Raw genomic sequence first — 12,878 nt, forward strand, 5'->3', positions numbered from 1 at the left:
TAGGCGATGACCGTCTAATAAGAAAGCTGAGAGATAAGAGAAAAAACTATGTCCGAAGAGCTGCTGATTAATATTAGTCCAATGGAATCCCGTGTTGCGGTTTTAGACAATGGTATTTTGGGCGAGATTTATATTGAACGACATCACAAACTGGGGTTGGTCGGCAATATCTATCTGGGAACGGTCGTACGTGTCCTTCCTGGCATGCAGGCAGCCTTCGTAGATATTGGTCAGTCGCGGACCGCATTTCTACATGTTAATGATATGCAGCGTGAACCACGCCCCGTTGCAGAAAAAAACAAAGCGGCTAAGGCCACTAAGCACGAGATAAATGAGGACGATGCAACTACCAATGCTTCTGCTGATAGCTTGGCTGTGACACCGCCTATTGTCAGTGCGCAAAGTACAGAGATCGTACCAGCGTCTAAAACATTGATTCAGCATCGTCTGCATGAAAGTCAGCGTATTTTGGTACAGGTAACCAAAGACCAGTTAGGGAGCAAAGGTGCTCGTCTAACGACCAACATCTCACTACCATCACGTTATCTAGTATATTTGCCATCGAGTGACCATATTGGTATATCGCAGCGTATCGATGGTGAAGAAGAGCGTAGCCGATTAAAGACTGAGCTTAGTAGCCTAATGCAGACGGTCAATCTAAAGGGTGGACTGATTGCCCGCACCGCTGCTGAGCGTGTGCCTGTCGATAAATTAGAAGAGGACATCTATTATCTATTGCAGCTGTGGCGTACTATCTGTGCTCGTCGCCAAGAGATTAATCATCATCAGAGCTCAGAGCTGATCTATCAGGAACTATCATTACCATTACGTTCTATCCGTGACTTGGTTCACGCTGATACCGAAAAAGTCATCATTGATAATACGCAGATTTATGAGCAAGTCAGATATTTTGCCAAAGAGTTTGTTCCTTTCGTCTATGATCGTATCGTGCATTACACCGCTGAGCAGTCATTGTTCGATGTACATCGTGTCGAGGATGACTTGCGTGACGCACTAAAGCGCCGTGTCGATCTCAAGTCTGGCGGTTATCTGATTATCGATCAGACCGAAGCCATGACCACGATTGATGTTAATACAGGTTCTTTTGTGGGCGGTCGCTCATTAGAGGATACGGTTTATAAGACTAATCTAGAAGCCACACATGCTATCGCTCGACAGTTGCGCTTACGTAATCTAGGCGGCATTATTATTCTAGATTTTATCGATATGCTTGAACAGCAGCATAAAGATGACGTGCTTGAGAGCTTACAGGCGCAGCTTACCCAAGATTATGCAAAAACCAAAATTACACAAGTTAGTGAGCTTGGACTGGTAGAGATGACACGCAAGCGCACGCGTGAATCATTGGGCCAGCAGCTTTGTGAACCGTGCTCAACTTGTCAAGGACGAGGGTTTGTCAAAACCGCAGAGACGGTTTGCTTTGAGATTTTTCGTGAGATCATGCGCTGCGCCCGCACTTATAACTCTCCTAAGAAATTCACAGTAGTAGCTCATGCAGCAGTCATTGATTTACTACTTACAACAGAGTCAGACACAGTGGCTGATTTAGAGTATCTATTGGGCAGGGTCATTACTTTTGATGTAGAGAATCTATACACTCAAGAGCAGTATGATATTGTTTTAGATTAATATTATTTAAAATAAATAATAGTTCTAGATGAAAATATTTATTTAACTAAAGGCTAGTCTAAGAAAGAGCGTCTCTAATCATACTAGAGATTGCTCTTGCAATACCTAAAATACTATGTATAATATACACCACTGAATTATATATGCGCAGCTGAATAAAAAAAGCTGGCGCTATGACAGCTAGAGCATCGTTTCTAGCACTATTTCATTATGCCTTTGCTACTTTCCAATTAATAGGAGGGTTGGCGGGGCTTTAAACTATTTTGCTTTTGGCACGCTATAAGTTCGGATAAAGAACTCATTCTGGTTAAGAACAGAAGGCCGCTTTAAGTGAATATTTAACCAAACTGCTTTTGATCATGGTCTTGCGACGCAAGAATGACAAAGGCACATATTAGGAGCTTGCTGGCATGGCTAACCAGAGAATCCGTATCCGTCTTAAGTCTTTTGATCATCGTCTGATTGATCAATCTGCACAAGAGATTGTTGATACTGCAAAGCGCACCGGTGCGCAAGTTTGTGGTCCTGTACCGTTGCCGACTCGCATTGAGCGCTTCAACGTTCTAACCTCACCACACGTTAACAAAGACGCTCGTGACCAGTACGAAATTCGTACTCATAAGCGTATGGTTGATATCGTTCAGCCAACTGACAAAACTGTGGATGCGCTAATGAAATTAGATTTAGCGGCGGGTGTTGACGTTCAAATTGCTTTGGGTTAATGCACATTAAACACCCAACCCATTAATATAAGATATAAAGAGGTCTAAAATGGCGATCGGTTTAGTCGGTAAAAAGTGCGGCATGACCCGTGTCTTCACTGAAACAGGCGCATCTATCCCTGTAACAGTTGTTGAGGTCGATGCAAACCGCATTACTCAAGTAAAAAATACTGATGTAGATGGTTATCAAGCCATCCAAATTACCACAGGTACTCGTCGTGACAGCCGCGTAACAGCTGCACAAAAGGGTCACTTCGCTAAAGCTGGTGTTAAAGCTGGCCGTGGTGTTTGGGAATTCCGTGCCAACGAAAGCGATCTTGAAGGTCGTGAGATTGGTGGCGAGATTCTAGCTGACTTGTTCGAACAAGGTCAGATGGTTGATGTGACAGGACAGAGCAAAGGTAAAGGTTTCCAAGGCCCTGTTAAGCGTCACAACTTTAGTATGCAAGATGCTACTCATGGTAACTCAGTGTCTCATCGTGCGCATGGTTCAACTGGTCAAAACCAGTCACCAGGTAAAGTATTCAAAGGCAAGAAGATGGCGGGTCAGATGGGTAACAAACGTGTTACCGTTCAGGGCCTAGAAGTGATTTCGGTTGATGCCGAAAAAGGGTTACTTGTCATCAAGGGTGCTATCCCAGGTGCCACCGGTGGCGATGTTATCGTACGTCCGTCAGTCAAAGCCTAAGCAAGGGGATTAACGTGGATTTAAAAACAGTTACAGGTGCGGCGGTTGAGCTTTCTGATACGGCATTTGGTCGTGAATTCAACGAAGCACTAGTGCATCAAGTCGTCACCGCTTATTTAGCTGGTGCTCGCCAAGGTACACGCGCACAAAAAACACGTGCCGAAGTTTCTGGCGGTGGTATTAAGCCATGGCGCCAAAAAGGTACTGGTCGCGCTCGTGCGGGTTCTATTCGTAGCCCAATCTGGCGTTCAGGTGGTCGTGCATTCGCTGCAAAACCACAAGATTGGTCACAGAAAGTAAACCGTAAAATGTATCGCGGTGCGATGCAGTGCATCCTAGCAGAATTGATTCGTCAAGAGCGTCTGATTTTGGTAGAAGAGTTGAGCGTTTCTGGGCCGAAAACCAAAGAACTGATTGCTAAGTTAAACGATTTGAATGCACCTCGTGCACTAATCGTTACTAAAGAAGTTGATGAAAACTTATACTTAGCTGCTCGCAACATTCCACATGTCAATGTACTTGGTACAAATGAAGTGGACCCAGTGAGCTTGATCGCATTTGATAAAGTGATCATGTCAGTTGAAGCTGCGAAACAATTTGAGGAAGCACTAGCATGAATAACGCAAGACTTTATCAGGTCTTAAGAGGGCCTGTATTCTCAGAAAAATCTCAAATGCTTGGCGACTCACTTGGTGTGCAGGTATTTAAAATTGATTCTAATGCTACTAAGCTTGAAGTCAAGAAAGCAGTTGAGTTGATGTTTGAAGGTGTTGAAGTTACTAAAGTAAACACTTTGAATGTTAAAGGTAAGACAAAGCGTTTTGGTAAAAGCATCGGCCGTCGTAACGACTACAAAAAAGCCTATGTTACCTTAAAAGCTGGTCAAGATGTACAAATGGCTGATGCTGGTGAAGAAGTAGCGAATACTACTGATTCTACTAGTGAAACAGCGAATAACGAATAAGGATTACACTCATGCCTATCGTAAGAGCAAAGCCAACATCACCAGGCCGTCGTTTTGTTGAAAAAGTAGTGCATCCACACCTGTACAAAGGTCGTCCGTTTGCAGCACTTCTAGAATCAAAAAGCAAGTCAGGTGGTCGTAACAATAATGGCCGCATTACTACTCGTCACATTGGCGGTGGTCATAAGCAACATTATCGCATTATCGATTTCAAACGTACTAAAGACAATATCCCAGCAACGGTAGAGCGTATCGAATACGATCCTAACCGTACTGCTCATATTGCTCTACTTAAGTATGCTGATGGCGAACGTCGTTACATTATCGCTGCTAAGAAACAAGTAGTTGGTGATACAGTAATGTCAGGCGAGACTTCTCCAATTCGTCCAGGTAACTGCTTACCGCTAAAAAACATCCCATTGGGTACTGTGATTCACAATATCGAGCTTAAAATCGGTAAAGGTGCACAGATGGCTCGTTCTGCGGGTGCTAGCGTTCAGTTACTAGGTCGTGACGGTGTTTATGCTATTCTACGTATGCGTTCTGGCGAAACTCGCCGTGTACACGTAAATTGCCGCGCTGTTATTGGTGAAGTTTCTAACACTGAAAACAACTTGAAATCACTTGGTAAAGCCGGTGCTTCACGTTGGCGTGGTGTTCGTCCTTCTGTTCGTGGTGTCGCTATGAACCCGGTTGATCACCCACACGGTGGTGGTGAAGGTCGTAACAAAGGTCGCCATCCAACCAGCCCTTGGGGTCAGAAGTCTAAAGGACTTAAAACGCGTCACAATAAGCGTACTGACAACATGATCATCCGCCGTCGCGCCAAGAAGAAATAAAGGAAGAATTTCATGCCTCGTTCATTGAAAAAAGGTCCATTCATAGACGCGCACTTGTTTGCTAAAGTTGAGAATGCATTAGACACCAACTCACGCAAGCCAATTAAGACTTGGTCGCGCCGCTCGATGATTCTGCCACAAATGGTTGGCCTAACTTTATCTGTTCACAACGGCCGTACTCATGTACCGGTTATCGTGAGCGAGCAGATGGTTGGTCATAAACTAGGTGAATTTGCCCCGACTCGTACGTATCGTGGTCACGGCATTGACAAAAAAGCTAAGAGATAAGGTGCTTACCATGGAAGTAACTGCAAAATTACGCGGTGCCGCCATATCGGCACAAAAAGTTAGACTCGTTGCTGATGAAGTTCGTGGCAAATCTATTGAGCGTGCTTTGGATATCCTAACGTATAGCAATAAAAAAGGCGCTGTGTTTGTTAAGAAATGCCTTAACTCAGCCATCGCCAATGCCGAACATAATCACGGCTTAGATATTGACGACCTAAAAGTCGCTACTATCTATGTTGATGAAGGCATTACGCTAAAACGTATCCTACCACGTGCCAAAGGCCGTGCTGATCGTATCAGCAAGCGTACTTGTCACATCACTATAAAGGTAGGAGAATAAGTTATGGGTCAAAAAGTACATCCAATCGGAATTCGTCTTGGTGTTGTAAAAAAGCATAACGCAAACTGGTATGCTAACCCTAAACAATACTCAGAATACCTAATCAACGACATTCAAGTTCGTGAATATCTACGCAAAAAGCTAGACAACGCTATGATCAGTAACATCATGATCGAGCGTCCTACTGGCGCTGCTAAGATTACCATCGCCACTGCGCGTCCTGGTATTGTTATCGGTAAGAAAGGCGAAGATATCGAAAGACTTCAAAAAGAATTGACCAAAATTATGGGCGTACCTGCTCAGGTCAACATTGAAGAAATCACGTCACCTGACCTTGATGCACGTTTGGTAGCAGACGGCATCGGCAGCCAGCTTGAGCGTCGTGTTATGTTCCGTCGTGCGATGAAACGCGCGGTACAGAACAGCATGCGTTCTGGTGCTAAAGGTATCAAGGTTGAGCTGTCTGGCCGTCTAGGCGGTGCTGAGATTGCTCGTAGTGAATGGTACCGTGAAGGTCGTGTGCCATTGCATACACTCCGTGCTGATATTGACTACTCGTCAATTCGTGCAGAGACAACTTACGGCACCATCGGTGTTAAAGTTTGGATTTTCCGTGGCGAAATCCTTGACGGTATGAACAGTGTATATAATCCCGTCAAAGAAGAGCAGACTCGTGCGCCAAAACGCCGTGGTCGTGGAAACCGTCGAAACTCAGACAGAGGTTAAACTATGTTACAGCCAAAACGTACCAAGTTTCGTAAAATGCACAAAGGTCGTAACACTGGGCTAGCTCATCGTGGAAGCACCGTTGCATTCGGACAAATTGGTCTAAAATCATTGACGCGTGGTCGTATGACAGCTCGTCAAATCGAAGCAGCACGTCGTACCATCACTCGTAAAATTAAGCGTGGCGGTAAGATTTGGATTCGTGTATTCCCTGACAAACCAATTACCAACAAACCATTAGAAGTACGTATGGGTAAAGGTAAAGGTCCAGTAGAATATTGGGTATGCGAAATCAAACCTGGTAAAGTGCTATATGAAATTGAAGGGGTATCTGAAGAGCTTGCTCGTGATGCATTAACGCTCGCTGCAGCAAAATTGCCCTTTAAAACTACCATTGTTAAGCGGACGATAATGTAATGAAGATCAGTGAATTACGTGATAAATCATTAGAAGAACTGACCCAGTTACTTGATGAAAAGCAACTTGATGCTTTCCGTATTCGTATGGCTAAAGCAACTGGTCAGTTGGGTAATACCCATGAAGTTAGAGCCAATCGTCGCACGATTGCCCAGCTTCAGACTTTGATTAACGAGAAACAACGAGGCGACTCATGAGCGATAACAATCAAACAGCTACCAATGCTAGCGTATTGACAGGACGAGTTGTCAGCGACAAGATGGACAAGTCCATCACAGTTTTGATTGAGCGTCTGGTTCGTCATCCTTTGTATGGCAAGCAGCTTCGTCGTTCTACGAAAATCAAAGCTCATGATGAGAATAACGTTTGCCAACAAGGCGACCTTGTCCGCATCAAAGAAACGCGTCCAATCTCAAAAACTAAGTCTTGGACTTTAGTTGATGTGGTTGAAAAAGTAGAAAAAATCTAAGTAAATTGCATTAAAAGCCAGAAGCTGTTAAAATAGCCGCCTTTTTAAGGATGCTGATTGCGCCGAGCGTATATCACTCACATTAAGAGTAAGTCGCGGTTATTTATATTAAAATGCCGTCCTACTCATTCTGTGCTAGCGGCAGCAACTGGTTTTTATTGCTCATACGTGTGGAGTAACGCTATGATTCAGGTTGAGTCAATGCTGGAAGTTGCAGACAATAGCGGTGCAAGGCGAGTTCAGTGCATTAAAGTACTGGGTGGTTCTCATCGTCGTTATGCATCAGTTGGCGACATTATTAAAGTAACGGTTAAAGAAGCCATTCCTCGTGGTCGTGTTAAAAAAGGCGACGTGATGAATGCAGTAGTTGTACGTACCAAAAAAGGCGTTCGTCGTCCAGATGGTTCTGTGTTACGTTTTGACGACAATGCTGCGGTATTGTTGAACCAAAACAAAGCGCCGATTGCAACTCGTATTTTTGGACCGGTAACTCGTGAACTACGTGGTGATCAGTTTATGAAAATTGTATCACTAGCACCAGAAGTATTGTGAGGTAATCCATGTCAAAATTACGTAAAGGCGATACAGTTATCGTGATTGCTGGGAAAGACAAAGGCAAGCAAGGTACTGTACAAGCTGTAAAAAACGATCGTATTAAAGTTGAAGGCATTAATATTGTTACTAAACATCAGAAGCCAAATCAGGCAACTGGCGTTGAAGGTGGCATTCTTAAGCAAGAAGCTTTTCTGCATATCTCAAATGTCGCAATCTTAAATGCGCAAACCCAAAAAGCAGACCGTATTACTTATCAGTTTGGCGAAGACGGCAAGAAACAACGCGTCTATCGTTCAAACGGTGAAGTAGTGGCGACTGCGTAAGACACTAAGGGTGTAATGGTAATGGCAAGATTAAAATCTTTATATAACGATAAATTAAAGCAGCAAATCAAAGAAGATCTTGGTTTGGACAATGTGATGCAAGTGCCTAAAATCACTAAAATCACACTTAACATGGGTGTAGGCGGCGCGTCTCAAGACAAGAAATTGTTGGAAGGTGCTGTGGCTGATATGACTGCGATTGCTGGTCAAAAACCTGTTGTCACCAAAGCGCGTAAATCAGTTGCTGGCTTTAAGATTCGTGAAGAATGGCCAATTGGCTGTAAAGTAACGCTACGCGGTGAGCAAATGTACGAATTTTTAGATCGTCTCGTTGCCATTGCAATTCCTCGTATTCGTGATTTCCGCGGTTTTTCACCTAAAGCCTTTGACGGACGTGGTAACTACTCATTGGGTATCAAAGAACAAATCGTATTCCCAGAAGTAGATTTTGACAAGATTGATCGTATCCGTGGTATGGATGTGACAATCACCACGTCAGCTCAATCTGATGAAGAAGGTCGTGCGTTGCTTAAAGCATTCGGCTTCCCATTTAAATAAGGTAAAGACGTTATGGCAAAGAAGAGCATGATTAACCGCGAATTAAAGCGCGAAAAAATGGTTGCTAAATATGCTGAAAAGCGTATCAAGCTAAAAGAAACTATCAGTGATATGACTGCAAGTGACGAAACTCGTATGGAAGCGATGTTAGAGCTACAAGCTCTTCCACGCAACTCATCACCAGTACGTCTGCGTAATCGTTGTGCTATCACCGGTCGTCCTCACGGTTACTTCCGCAAGTTTGGCTTGTCACGCAATATGCTGCGTGAGCGTGTCATGCAAGGCGATGTGCCTGGTGTTCGTAAAGCAAGCTGGTAAGGAGTAACTATATGAGTATGCAAGATACCGTTGGGGATATGCTAACCCGTATCCGTAACGCACAAATGGCTAACAAAGTATCGGTAGCAATGCCGAGCTCTAAATTACGTAAATCAATTGCTGATTTGCTAGTTAGCGAAGGTTATGTGGCAAGCGCCGTTGTTACTGAGCAAGAAAACAACAAAGCAACCCTTACTATTGAATTGAAATACTTCGAAGGCCGTGCGGTTATCGAAACTATTCAACGTTATAGCCGTCCTGGTTTACGCCAGTTCCGCGGTAAAGACGAAATCCCTACTGTTAAGCAAGGTATGGGTGTTGCTATCGTATCTACTAGCCAGGGTATCATGAGCGATCGTGCTGCACGCGCTGCTGGTATCGGTGGTGAAATCGTCGCATTTGTAGCGTAAGCTATACGACGATGAAGTCTATTTGATGGTTGTTAGGCTTCTATTGATTGAGTAATATTAAATTATTTTGAATTGATAGATGTCTAACACAGTCAACTATGCTAAACTAACACGCTTTTTAGCCTGTTAGTTTTTTCGCTAATATAAAGAAGTTAAATTTTTTAAGGAATATTCCTATGTCTCGTGTGGCTAAAGCCCCAGTGACGCTGCCAAACGGCGTAAGCGTTACTTTGAACGATCGGCAGGTCGAAGTTAAAGGCAAGAACGGTACTATGTCTTTACGCCTGCATGAATTGGTCGAGCTGAAACAGGAAGATGATGCTATCATTTTCTCACCTACAGTCGATTCAAAAGAAGCTATGATGCACACTGGCACCATGCGCGCTCTTGTTAACAACTATGTTACTGGCGTAAACGAAGGCTTTGAAAGACGTCTTCAGTTGATTGGTGTTGGTTATCGCGCGCAAGTTACTGGTAACAAGGTAACCTTGAACGTTGGTTATTCTCATCCAGTAGAGTATACGTTACCTGAAGGTGTATCAGCTGAAACGCCAACGCAAACTGAAATTGTTTTGAAATCAAACAATAAACAGCAGCTTGGTCAAGCAGCCGCCAACATCCGTGGTTTCCGCCCACCTGAGCCTTACAAAGGTAAAGGTATTCGTTATAGTGACGAGCATGTGATTCGCAAAGAAGCTAAGAAAAAATAAGGTGAGTTGAAATGTTTGATAAAAAAGCAGCTCGTCTGCGTCGAGCTAAGAAAACACGCGCGCATATCCGTTTCTTAGGCGTTCATCGCTTAACGGTTAACCGCACGTCAAAACATATTTATGCCCAGATTATCTCTCCAAATGGTGGTGAAGTGATTGCTCAGGCATCTACCTTAGACAGCAGCTTGCGTTCAGGCGCGACTGGTAATGCTGATTCAGCAACGTCTGTAGGCCAAATGATCGCAGAACGCGCAAAAGCAGCTGGCATTACTAAAGTTGCCTTTGACCGTAGTGGTTTCAAATATCATGGTCGAGTTAAAGCTTTAGCAGAAGCTGCTCGCGAAAACGGATTGGAGTTTTAATCATGGCTAGAAATGATAAAAATGATAAAAATGAACAGACTGACGGTCTAGTAGAACGCTTAGTTACCGTTGATCGCGTAGCGAAAGTTGTTAAAGGTGGTCGTATTTTCTCTTTCACTGCATTGACTGTAGTGGGCGATGGCAATGGTCGTGTAGGTTTTGGTCGTGGTAAAGCACGTGAAGTGCCAGCTGCTATCCAAAAAGCACTAGAAGCTGCCAAACGTAATATGATTACTGTTGAGCTAAATGATGCAACTTTGCATCATCCAATCAAAGCACGTCATGGTGCTAGTAAAGTCTATATGCAACCTGCATCTGAAGGTACTGGCGTAATCGCTGGTGGCGCAATGCGTGCTGTATTAGAAGTTGCTGGTGTCAAAGATGTTTTGACTAAATGTTATGGTTCTACCAATACTGCTAACGTTGTTCGCGCAACGTTTAACGGTTTACGTGATATGTCAACTCCAGAGAAGATGGCAGCTAAACGTGGTAAATCTGTAGACGAAATCTTGGGTTAACTTAGACTAGGTGAGTTACGATGAAAAAAATGAAAGTCACTCAATTTAAATCGGGTGCCCATCGCCTAAAGAGCCACAAAGCGAGCTTGAAAGGATTGGGTTTACGCCGTATTAATCATACTGTAGTAGTAGAAGATACTCCTTCGACTCGTGGTATGGTCAATCGCGTTAACTACATGGTAAAAGTGGAGGAAGCGTAATGGGTCTTAGATTAAATGAATTATCACCAGGTGTTGGCGCAAAGAAAACTGCCCAACGTCGTGGTCGTGGTATCGGTTCAGGTCTTGGTAAGACTGGTGGTCGTGGTGTAAAAGGTCAGAAATCTCGTTCAGGTTCTAGCATTCGCTCAGGATTTGAAGGTGGTCAGATGCCTCTATATCGCCGTCTACCAAAATTTGGTTTTACCAGTAAACTGGCTATGAAGACTGCTGAAGTACGTCTTTCTGAACTGAATAAAATTGAAGGCGATGTAGTTAGCCTTGAAACACTTAAAGCTGCTAACCTTATCCGTCACGATATGAAACGTGCTCGTGTAATGCTATCAGGCGAAGTCACTAAAGCTTATACCTTCAAAGGTATTAAAGTGACTAAAGGTGCTAAGCAAGCTATCGAAGCTGCTGGTGGTAGCATCGAGGAGTAGTGACGTGTCAAAACAATCAATGTCATCGGCTGGTATACCGCTTAATCCATTCGCATTTATACGTAAGTATGATGAGCTATGGACGCGTTTATTATTTTTAATCGGCGCATTGATTGTTTATCGTTTAGGGTCACATATTCCAGTTCCGGGTATCAACCCAGTTAACTTGGCTGATCTGTTTTCGCGCAACGAAAACACCATTCTGAGCATGTTTAACATGTTCTCAGGTGGTGCGCTAGAGCGTATGTCTATCATGGCACTTGGCATTATGCCATATATCTCAGCATCGATTATCGTACAGATGATGTCTGCAGTATTGCCATCGCTTGAAGCCCTCAAAAAGGAAGGTGAAGCGGGACGACGCAAGCTAAACAAGTATACCCGTCAGGGAACACTTGCTTTAGCACTAGTACAGTCATTAGGAATGTGTGCCGGCTTAATCAGCCAAAACCTTACTTTATCTACTGGTCTTACCTTCTATATTCCAGCTGTTACTTCTTTAGTAGCAGGCGCAATGTTCTTAATGTGGCTTGGTGAGCAGATTACAGAACGCGGCGTAGGTAATGGTATTTCAATGCTCATTTTTGCGAGTATTGTGGCTGGTACGCCAGGTATGATTTCGCAGTCTATTGAACAGGTCAATCAAGGTCAGATGAACTTGATTGTGCTATTTATTTTTGTACTGTTAGGTATCGCGGTTACTGCGGGTATCGTTTATATTGAACGTGCTCAACGCCGTGTTCCTGTGAACTATGCACAAAAACAGCAACAAGGTCGCAAAATTTATGCTCAGCAGCAATCACATTTGCCGTTGAAGCTAAATATGGCAGGGGTTATCCCAGCTATTTTTGCCAGTTCTTTATTGTTGTTTCCTGCAAGTTTAGGGCAGTGGGTTGGTCAATCGACTGATCCTACCTTTGTACAGAAAATACTTCAAAATATGGCATTGGTTTTGTCTCCAGGACAGCCGCTATATTTAGTACTGTTTGGCGCAATGATTATCTTTTTCTGTTATTTTTATACGGCGTTGGTATTTAGTCCGCGTGAAGTAGCAGAGAACCTTAAACGTAGTGGTGCGTATATCCCAGGTATTCGCCCAGGGCAACAAACTCAGCGTTACCTCGATCATGTATTAAACCGACTGACCTTTATTGGCGCGATGTATATGACGGTTATTTGTTTAATGCCAATGGTCGTCCAGTCATCGTTTGGTGTGCCGTTTCAACTCGGTGGTACGTCTTTACTGATTATGGTGGTTGTGGTAATGGACTTCATCTCGCAGATTCAAGCGCATTTGATGACCCATCAATATCATGATCAGACGTTAATTCAATCGCCCACTCAACCTTAAATGAGCGGTACGATATTTCAAGGAGCATGC

General features: G+C 43.7%; 23 protein-coding genes. All 23 read left to right on the forward strand.

Annotated features, from left to right (window positions below; translation table 11 throughout):
• Nucleotides 1–48 precede the first annotated feature (48 nt).
• The 23 genes from ACHEVO_RS12565 (at nucleotide 49) to secY (ending at nucleotide 12,848) form a co-directional block, all read left to right on the forward strand.
• A complete protein-coding gene (locus ACHEVO_RS12565; protein WP_102092408.1) occupies nucleotides 49–1,650 on the forward strand; it encodes an Rne/Rng family ribonuclease in 1,602 nt (533 codons plus the stop codon).
• A gap of 410 nt (nucleotides 1,651–2,060) precedes the next feature.
• Nucleotides 2,061–2,372 (forward strand): 30S ribosomal protein S10, encoded by a 312-nt coding sequence (gene rpsJ, locus ACHEVO_RS12570; protein WP_010196670.1) that lies wholly within the window; start codon nucleotides 2,061–2,063, stop codon nucleotides 2,370–2,372.
• A 49-nt stretch (nucleotides 2,373–2,421) separates the two neighbouring features.
• A complete protein-coding gene (gene rplC / locus ACHEVO_RS12575) occupies nucleotides 2,422–3,060 on the forward strand; it encodes a 50S ribosomal protein L3 (RefSeq protein ID WP_057758696.1) in 639 nt (212 codons plus the stop codon).
• Nucleotides 3,061–3,074: 14 nt separating this feature from the next.
• Complete coding sequence (rplD, locus tag ACHEVO_RS12580) at nucleotides 3,075–3,677, forward strand: 50S ribosomal protein L4 (RefSeq protein WP_057758698.1); 603 nt, start codon at nucleotides 3,075–3,077, stop codon at nucleotides 3,675–3,677.
• Complete coding sequence (rplW, locus tag ACHEVO_RS12585; protein ID WP_057758700.1) at nucleotides 3,674–4,024, forward strand: 50S ribosomal protein L23; 351 nt, start codon at nucleotides 3,674–3,676, stop codon at nucleotides 4,022–4,024. Before rplD ends, rplW begins: the two co-directional genes overlap by 4 nt.
• A gap of 11 nt (nucleotides 4,025–4,035) precedes the next feature.
• On the forward strand, nucleotides 4,036–4,863 hold the full coding sequence (gene rplB, locus ACHEVO_RS12590; protein WP_057758702.1) for a 50S ribosomal protein L2: 828 nt from the start codon (nucleotides 4,036–4,038) through the stop codon (nucleotides 4,861–4,863).
• Between the two features lie 12 nt (nucleotides 4,864–4,875).
• The gene (rpsS, locus tag ACHEVO_RS12595) at nucleotides 4,876–5,151 is read left to right on the forward strand and encodes a 30S ribosomal protein S19 (RefSeq protein ID WP_010196682.1); all 276 of its coding nucleotides are present in this window, start codon (nucleotides 4,876–4,878) and stop codon (nucleotides 5,149–5,151) included.
• Between the two features lie 10 nt (nucleotides 5,152–5,161).
• Nucleotides 5,162–5,491, forward strand: coding sequence for a 50S ribosomal protein L22 (gene rplV / locus ACHEVO_RS12600; RefSeq protein WP_021813373.1), 330 nt, complete (start codon nucleotides 5,162–5,164; stop codon nucleotides 5,489–5,491).
• A 3-nt stretch (nucleotides 5,492–5,494) separates the two neighbouring features.
• The gene (gene rpsC / locus ACHEVO_RS12605) at nucleotides 5,495–6,217 is read left to right on the forward strand and encodes a 30S ribosomal protein S3 (protein ID WP_057758704.1); all 723 of its coding nucleotides are present in this window, start codon (nucleotides 5,495–5,497) and stop codon (nucleotides 6,215–6,217) included.
• A 3-nt stretch (nucleotides 6,218–6,220) separates the two neighbouring features.
• Entirely contained in the window at nucleotides 6,221–6,634 is a 414-nt protein-coding gene (rplP, locus tag ACHEVO_RS12610; RefSeq protein ID WP_025644399.1) for a 50S ribosomal protein L16, read from the forward strand.
• On the forward strand, nucleotides 6,634–6,831 hold the full coding sequence (gene rpmC / locus ACHEVO_RS12615; RefSeq protein ID WP_025644397.1) for a 50S ribosomal protein L29: 198 nt from the start codon (nucleotides 6,634–6,636) through the stop codon (nucleotides 6,829–6,831). Before rplP ends, rpmC begins: the two co-directional genes overlap by 1 nt.
• A complete protein-coding gene (gene rpsQ, locus ACHEVO_RS12620; protein ID WP_021813375.1) occupies nucleotides 6,828–7,103 on the forward strand; it encodes a 30S ribosomal protein S17 in 276 nt (91 codons plus the stop codon). The genes rpmC and rpsQ overlap by 4 nt, the downstream gene beginning before the upstream one ends.
• Before the next feature lie 183 nt (nucleotides 7,104–7,286).
• On the forward strand, nucleotides 7,287–7,655 hold the full coding sequence (gene rplN / locus ACHEVO_RS12625; protein WP_010196702.1) for a 50S ribosomal protein L14: 369 nt from the start codon (nucleotides 7,287–7,289) through the stop codon (nucleotides 7,653–7,655).
• An 8-nt stretch (nucleotides 7,656–7,663) separates the two neighbouring features.
• Nucleotides 7,664–7,981 (forward strand): 50S ribosomal protein L24, encoded by a 318-nt coding sequence (gene rplX / locus ACHEVO_RS12630; RefSeq protein WP_011279796.1) that lies wholly within the window; start codon nucleotides 7,664–7,666, stop codon nucleotides 7,979–7,981.
• 21 nt (nucleotides 7,982–8,002) lie between these two features.
• Nucleotides 8,003–8,539 carry a 50S ribosomal protein L5 gene (gene rplE, locus ACHEVO_RS12635; protein WP_057758706.1) on the forward strand — a complete coding sequence of 179 codons (537 nt, stop codon included), beginning with the start codon at nucleotides 8,003–8,005 and terminating at the stop codon, nucleotides 8,537–8,539.
• Nucleotides 8,540–8,551: 12 nt separating this feature from the next.
• The gene (gene rpsN, locus ACHEVO_RS12640; protein ID WP_010196705.1) at nucleotides 8,552–8,857 is read left to right on the forward strand and encodes a 30S ribosomal protein S14; all 306 of its coding nucleotides are present in this window, start codon (nucleotides 8,552–8,554) and stop codon (nucleotides 8,855–8,857) included.
• 11 nt (nucleotides 8,858–8,868) lie between these two features.
• On the forward strand, nucleotides 8,869–9,267 hold the full coding sequence (gene rpsH, locus ACHEVO_RS12645; RefSeq protein ID WP_057758708.1) for a 30S ribosomal protein S8: 399 nt from the start codon (nucleotides 8,869–8,871) through the stop codon (nucleotides 9,265–9,267).
• A 176-nt stretch (nucleotides 9,268–9,443) separates the two neighbouring features.
• The gene (rplF, locus tag ACHEVO_RS12650) at nucleotides 9,444–9,977 is read left to right on the forward strand and encodes a 50S ribosomal protein L6 (RefSeq protein ID WP_298810438.1); all 534 of its coding nucleotides are present in this window, start codon (nucleotides 9,444–9,446) and stop codon (nucleotides 9,975–9,977) included.
• Between the two features lie 11 nt (nucleotides 9,978–9,988).
• Entirely contained in the window at nucleotides 9,989–10,339 is a 351-nt protein-coding gene (rplR, locus tag ACHEVO_RS12655) for a 50S ribosomal protein L18 (RefSeq protein ID WP_057758713.1), read from the forward strand.
• Between the two features lie 2 nt (nucleotides 10,340–10,341).
• Nucleotides 10,342–10,857: a 30S ribosomal protein S5 gene (gene rpsE, locus ACHEVO_RS12660; protein WP_057758716.1), complete on the forward strand. Its 516-nt coding sequence runs from the start codon at nucleotides 10,342–10,344 to the stop codon at nucleotides 10,855–10,857.
• Nucleotides 10,858–10,877: 20 nt separating this feature from the next.
• Entirely contained in the window at nucleotides 10,878–11,057 is a 180-nt protein-coding gene (gene rpmD, locus ACHEVO_RS12665; protein WP_057758718.1) for a 50S ribosomal protein L30, read from the forward strand.
• Entirely contained in the window at nucleotides 11,057–11,497 is a 441-nt protein-coding gene (gene rplO / locus ACHEVO_RS12670) for a 50S ribosomal protein L15 (RefSeq protein ID WP_057758719.1), read from the forward strand. Before rpmD ends, rplO begins: the two co-directional genes overlap by 1 nt.
• 19 nt (nucleotides 11,498–11,516) lie before the next feature.
• Entirely contained in the window at nucleotides 11,517–12,848 is a 1,332-nt protein-coding gene (gene secY / locus ACHEVO_RS12675) for a preprotein translocase subunit SecY (RefSeq protein ID WP_166739245.1), read from the forward strand.
• Nucleotides 12,849–12,878: the final 30 nt, after the last annotated feature.

This window comes from Psychrobacter nivimaris (assembly GCF_043419765.1).
GTDB lineage: Bacteria > Pseudomonadota > Gammaproteobacteria > Pseudomonadales > Moraxellaceae > Psychrobacter.

Excerpts from the sequence above, each read along its gene's own strand:
- rplX (WP_011279796.1), top strand. The coding sequence starts at position 7,664 with ATGTCAAAATTACGTAAAGGCGATACAGTTATCGTGATTGCTGGGAAA.
- secY (WP_166739245.1), top strand. The coding sequence starts at position 11,517 with ATGTCATCGGCTGGTATACCGCTTAATCCATTCGCATTTATACGTAAG.
- rplB (WP_057758702.1), top strand. The coding sequence starts at position 4,036 with ATGCCTATCGTAAGAGCAAAGCCAACATCACCAGGCCGTCGTTTTGTT.
- rpmD (WP_057758718.1), top strand. The coding sequence starts at position 10,878 with ATGAAAAAAATGAAAGTCACTCAATTTAAATCGGGTGCCCATCGCCTA.
- rpsE (WP_057758716.1), top strand. The coding sequence starts at position 10,342 with ATGGCTAGAAATGATAAAAATGATAAAAATGAACAGACTGACGGTCTA.
- rplR (WP_057758713.1), top strand. The coding sequence starts at position 9,989 with ATGTTTGATAAAAAAGCAGCTCGTCTGCGTCGAGCTAAGAAAACACGC.
- rpsJ (WP_010196670.1), top strand. The coding sequence starts at position 2,061 with ATGGCTAACCAGAGAATCCGTATCCGTCTTAAGTCTTTTGATCATCGT.
- rpsN (WP_010196705.1), top strand. The coding sequence starts at position 8,552 with ATGGCAAAGAAGAGCATGATTAACCGCGAATTAAAGCGCGAAAAAATG.
- rpsH (WP_057758708.1), top strand. The coding sequence starts at position 8,869 with ATGAGTATGCAAGATACCGTTGGGGATATGCTAACCCGTATCCGTAAC.
- rpsQ (WP_021813375.1), top strand. The coding sequence starts at position 6,828 with ATGAGCGATAACAATCAAACAGCTACCAATGCTAGCGTATTGACAGGA.
- rplV (WP_021813373.1), top strand. The coding sequence starts at position 5,162 with ATGGAAGTAACTGCAAAATTACGCGGTGCCGCCATATCGGCACAAAAA.
- rplC (WP_057758696.1), top strand. The coding sequence starts at position 2,422 with ATGGCGATCGGTTTAGTCGGTAAAAAGTGCGGCATGACCCGTGTCTTC.
- rplN (WP_010196702.1), top strand. The coding sequence starts at position 7,287 with ATGATTCAGGTTGAGTCAATGCTGGAAGTTGCAGACAATAGCGGTGCA.
- rplO (WP_057758719.1), top strand. The coding sequence starts at position 11,057 with ATGGGTCTTAGATTAAATGAATTATCACCAGGTGTTGGCGCAAAGAAA.
- rpsC (WP_057758704.1), top strand. The coding sequence starts at position 5,495 with ATGGGTCAAAAAGTACATCCAATCGGAATTCGTCTTGGTGTTGTAAAA.
- rplE (WP_057758706.1), top strand. The coding sequence starts at position 8,003 with ATGGCAAGATTAAAATCTTTATATAACGATAAATTAAAGCAGCAAATC.
- rpsS (WP_010196682.1), top strand. The coding sequence starts at position 4,876 with ATGCCTCGTTCATTGAAAAAAGGTCCATTCATAGACGCGCACTTGTTT.
- rplF (WP_298810438.1), top strand. The coding sequence starts at position 9,444 with ATGTCTCGTGTGGCTAAAGCCCCAGTGACGCTGCCAAACGGCGTAAGC.
- rpmC (WP_025644397.1), top strand. The coding sequence starts at position 6,634 with ATGAAGATCAGTGAATTACGTGATAAATCATTAGAAGAACTGACCCAG.
- rplW (WP_057758700.1), top strand. The coding sequence starts at position 3,674 with ATGAATAACGCAAGACTTTATCAGGTCTTAAGAGGGCCTGTATTCTCA.
- rplP (WP_025644399.1), top strand. The coding sequence starts at position 6,221 with ATGTTACAGCCAAAACGTACCAAGTTTCGTAAAATGCACAAAGGTCGT.
- ACHEVO_RS12565 (WP_102092408.1), top strand. The coding sequence starts at position 49 with ATGTCCGAAGAGCTGCTGATTAATATTAGTCCAATGGAATCCCGTGTT.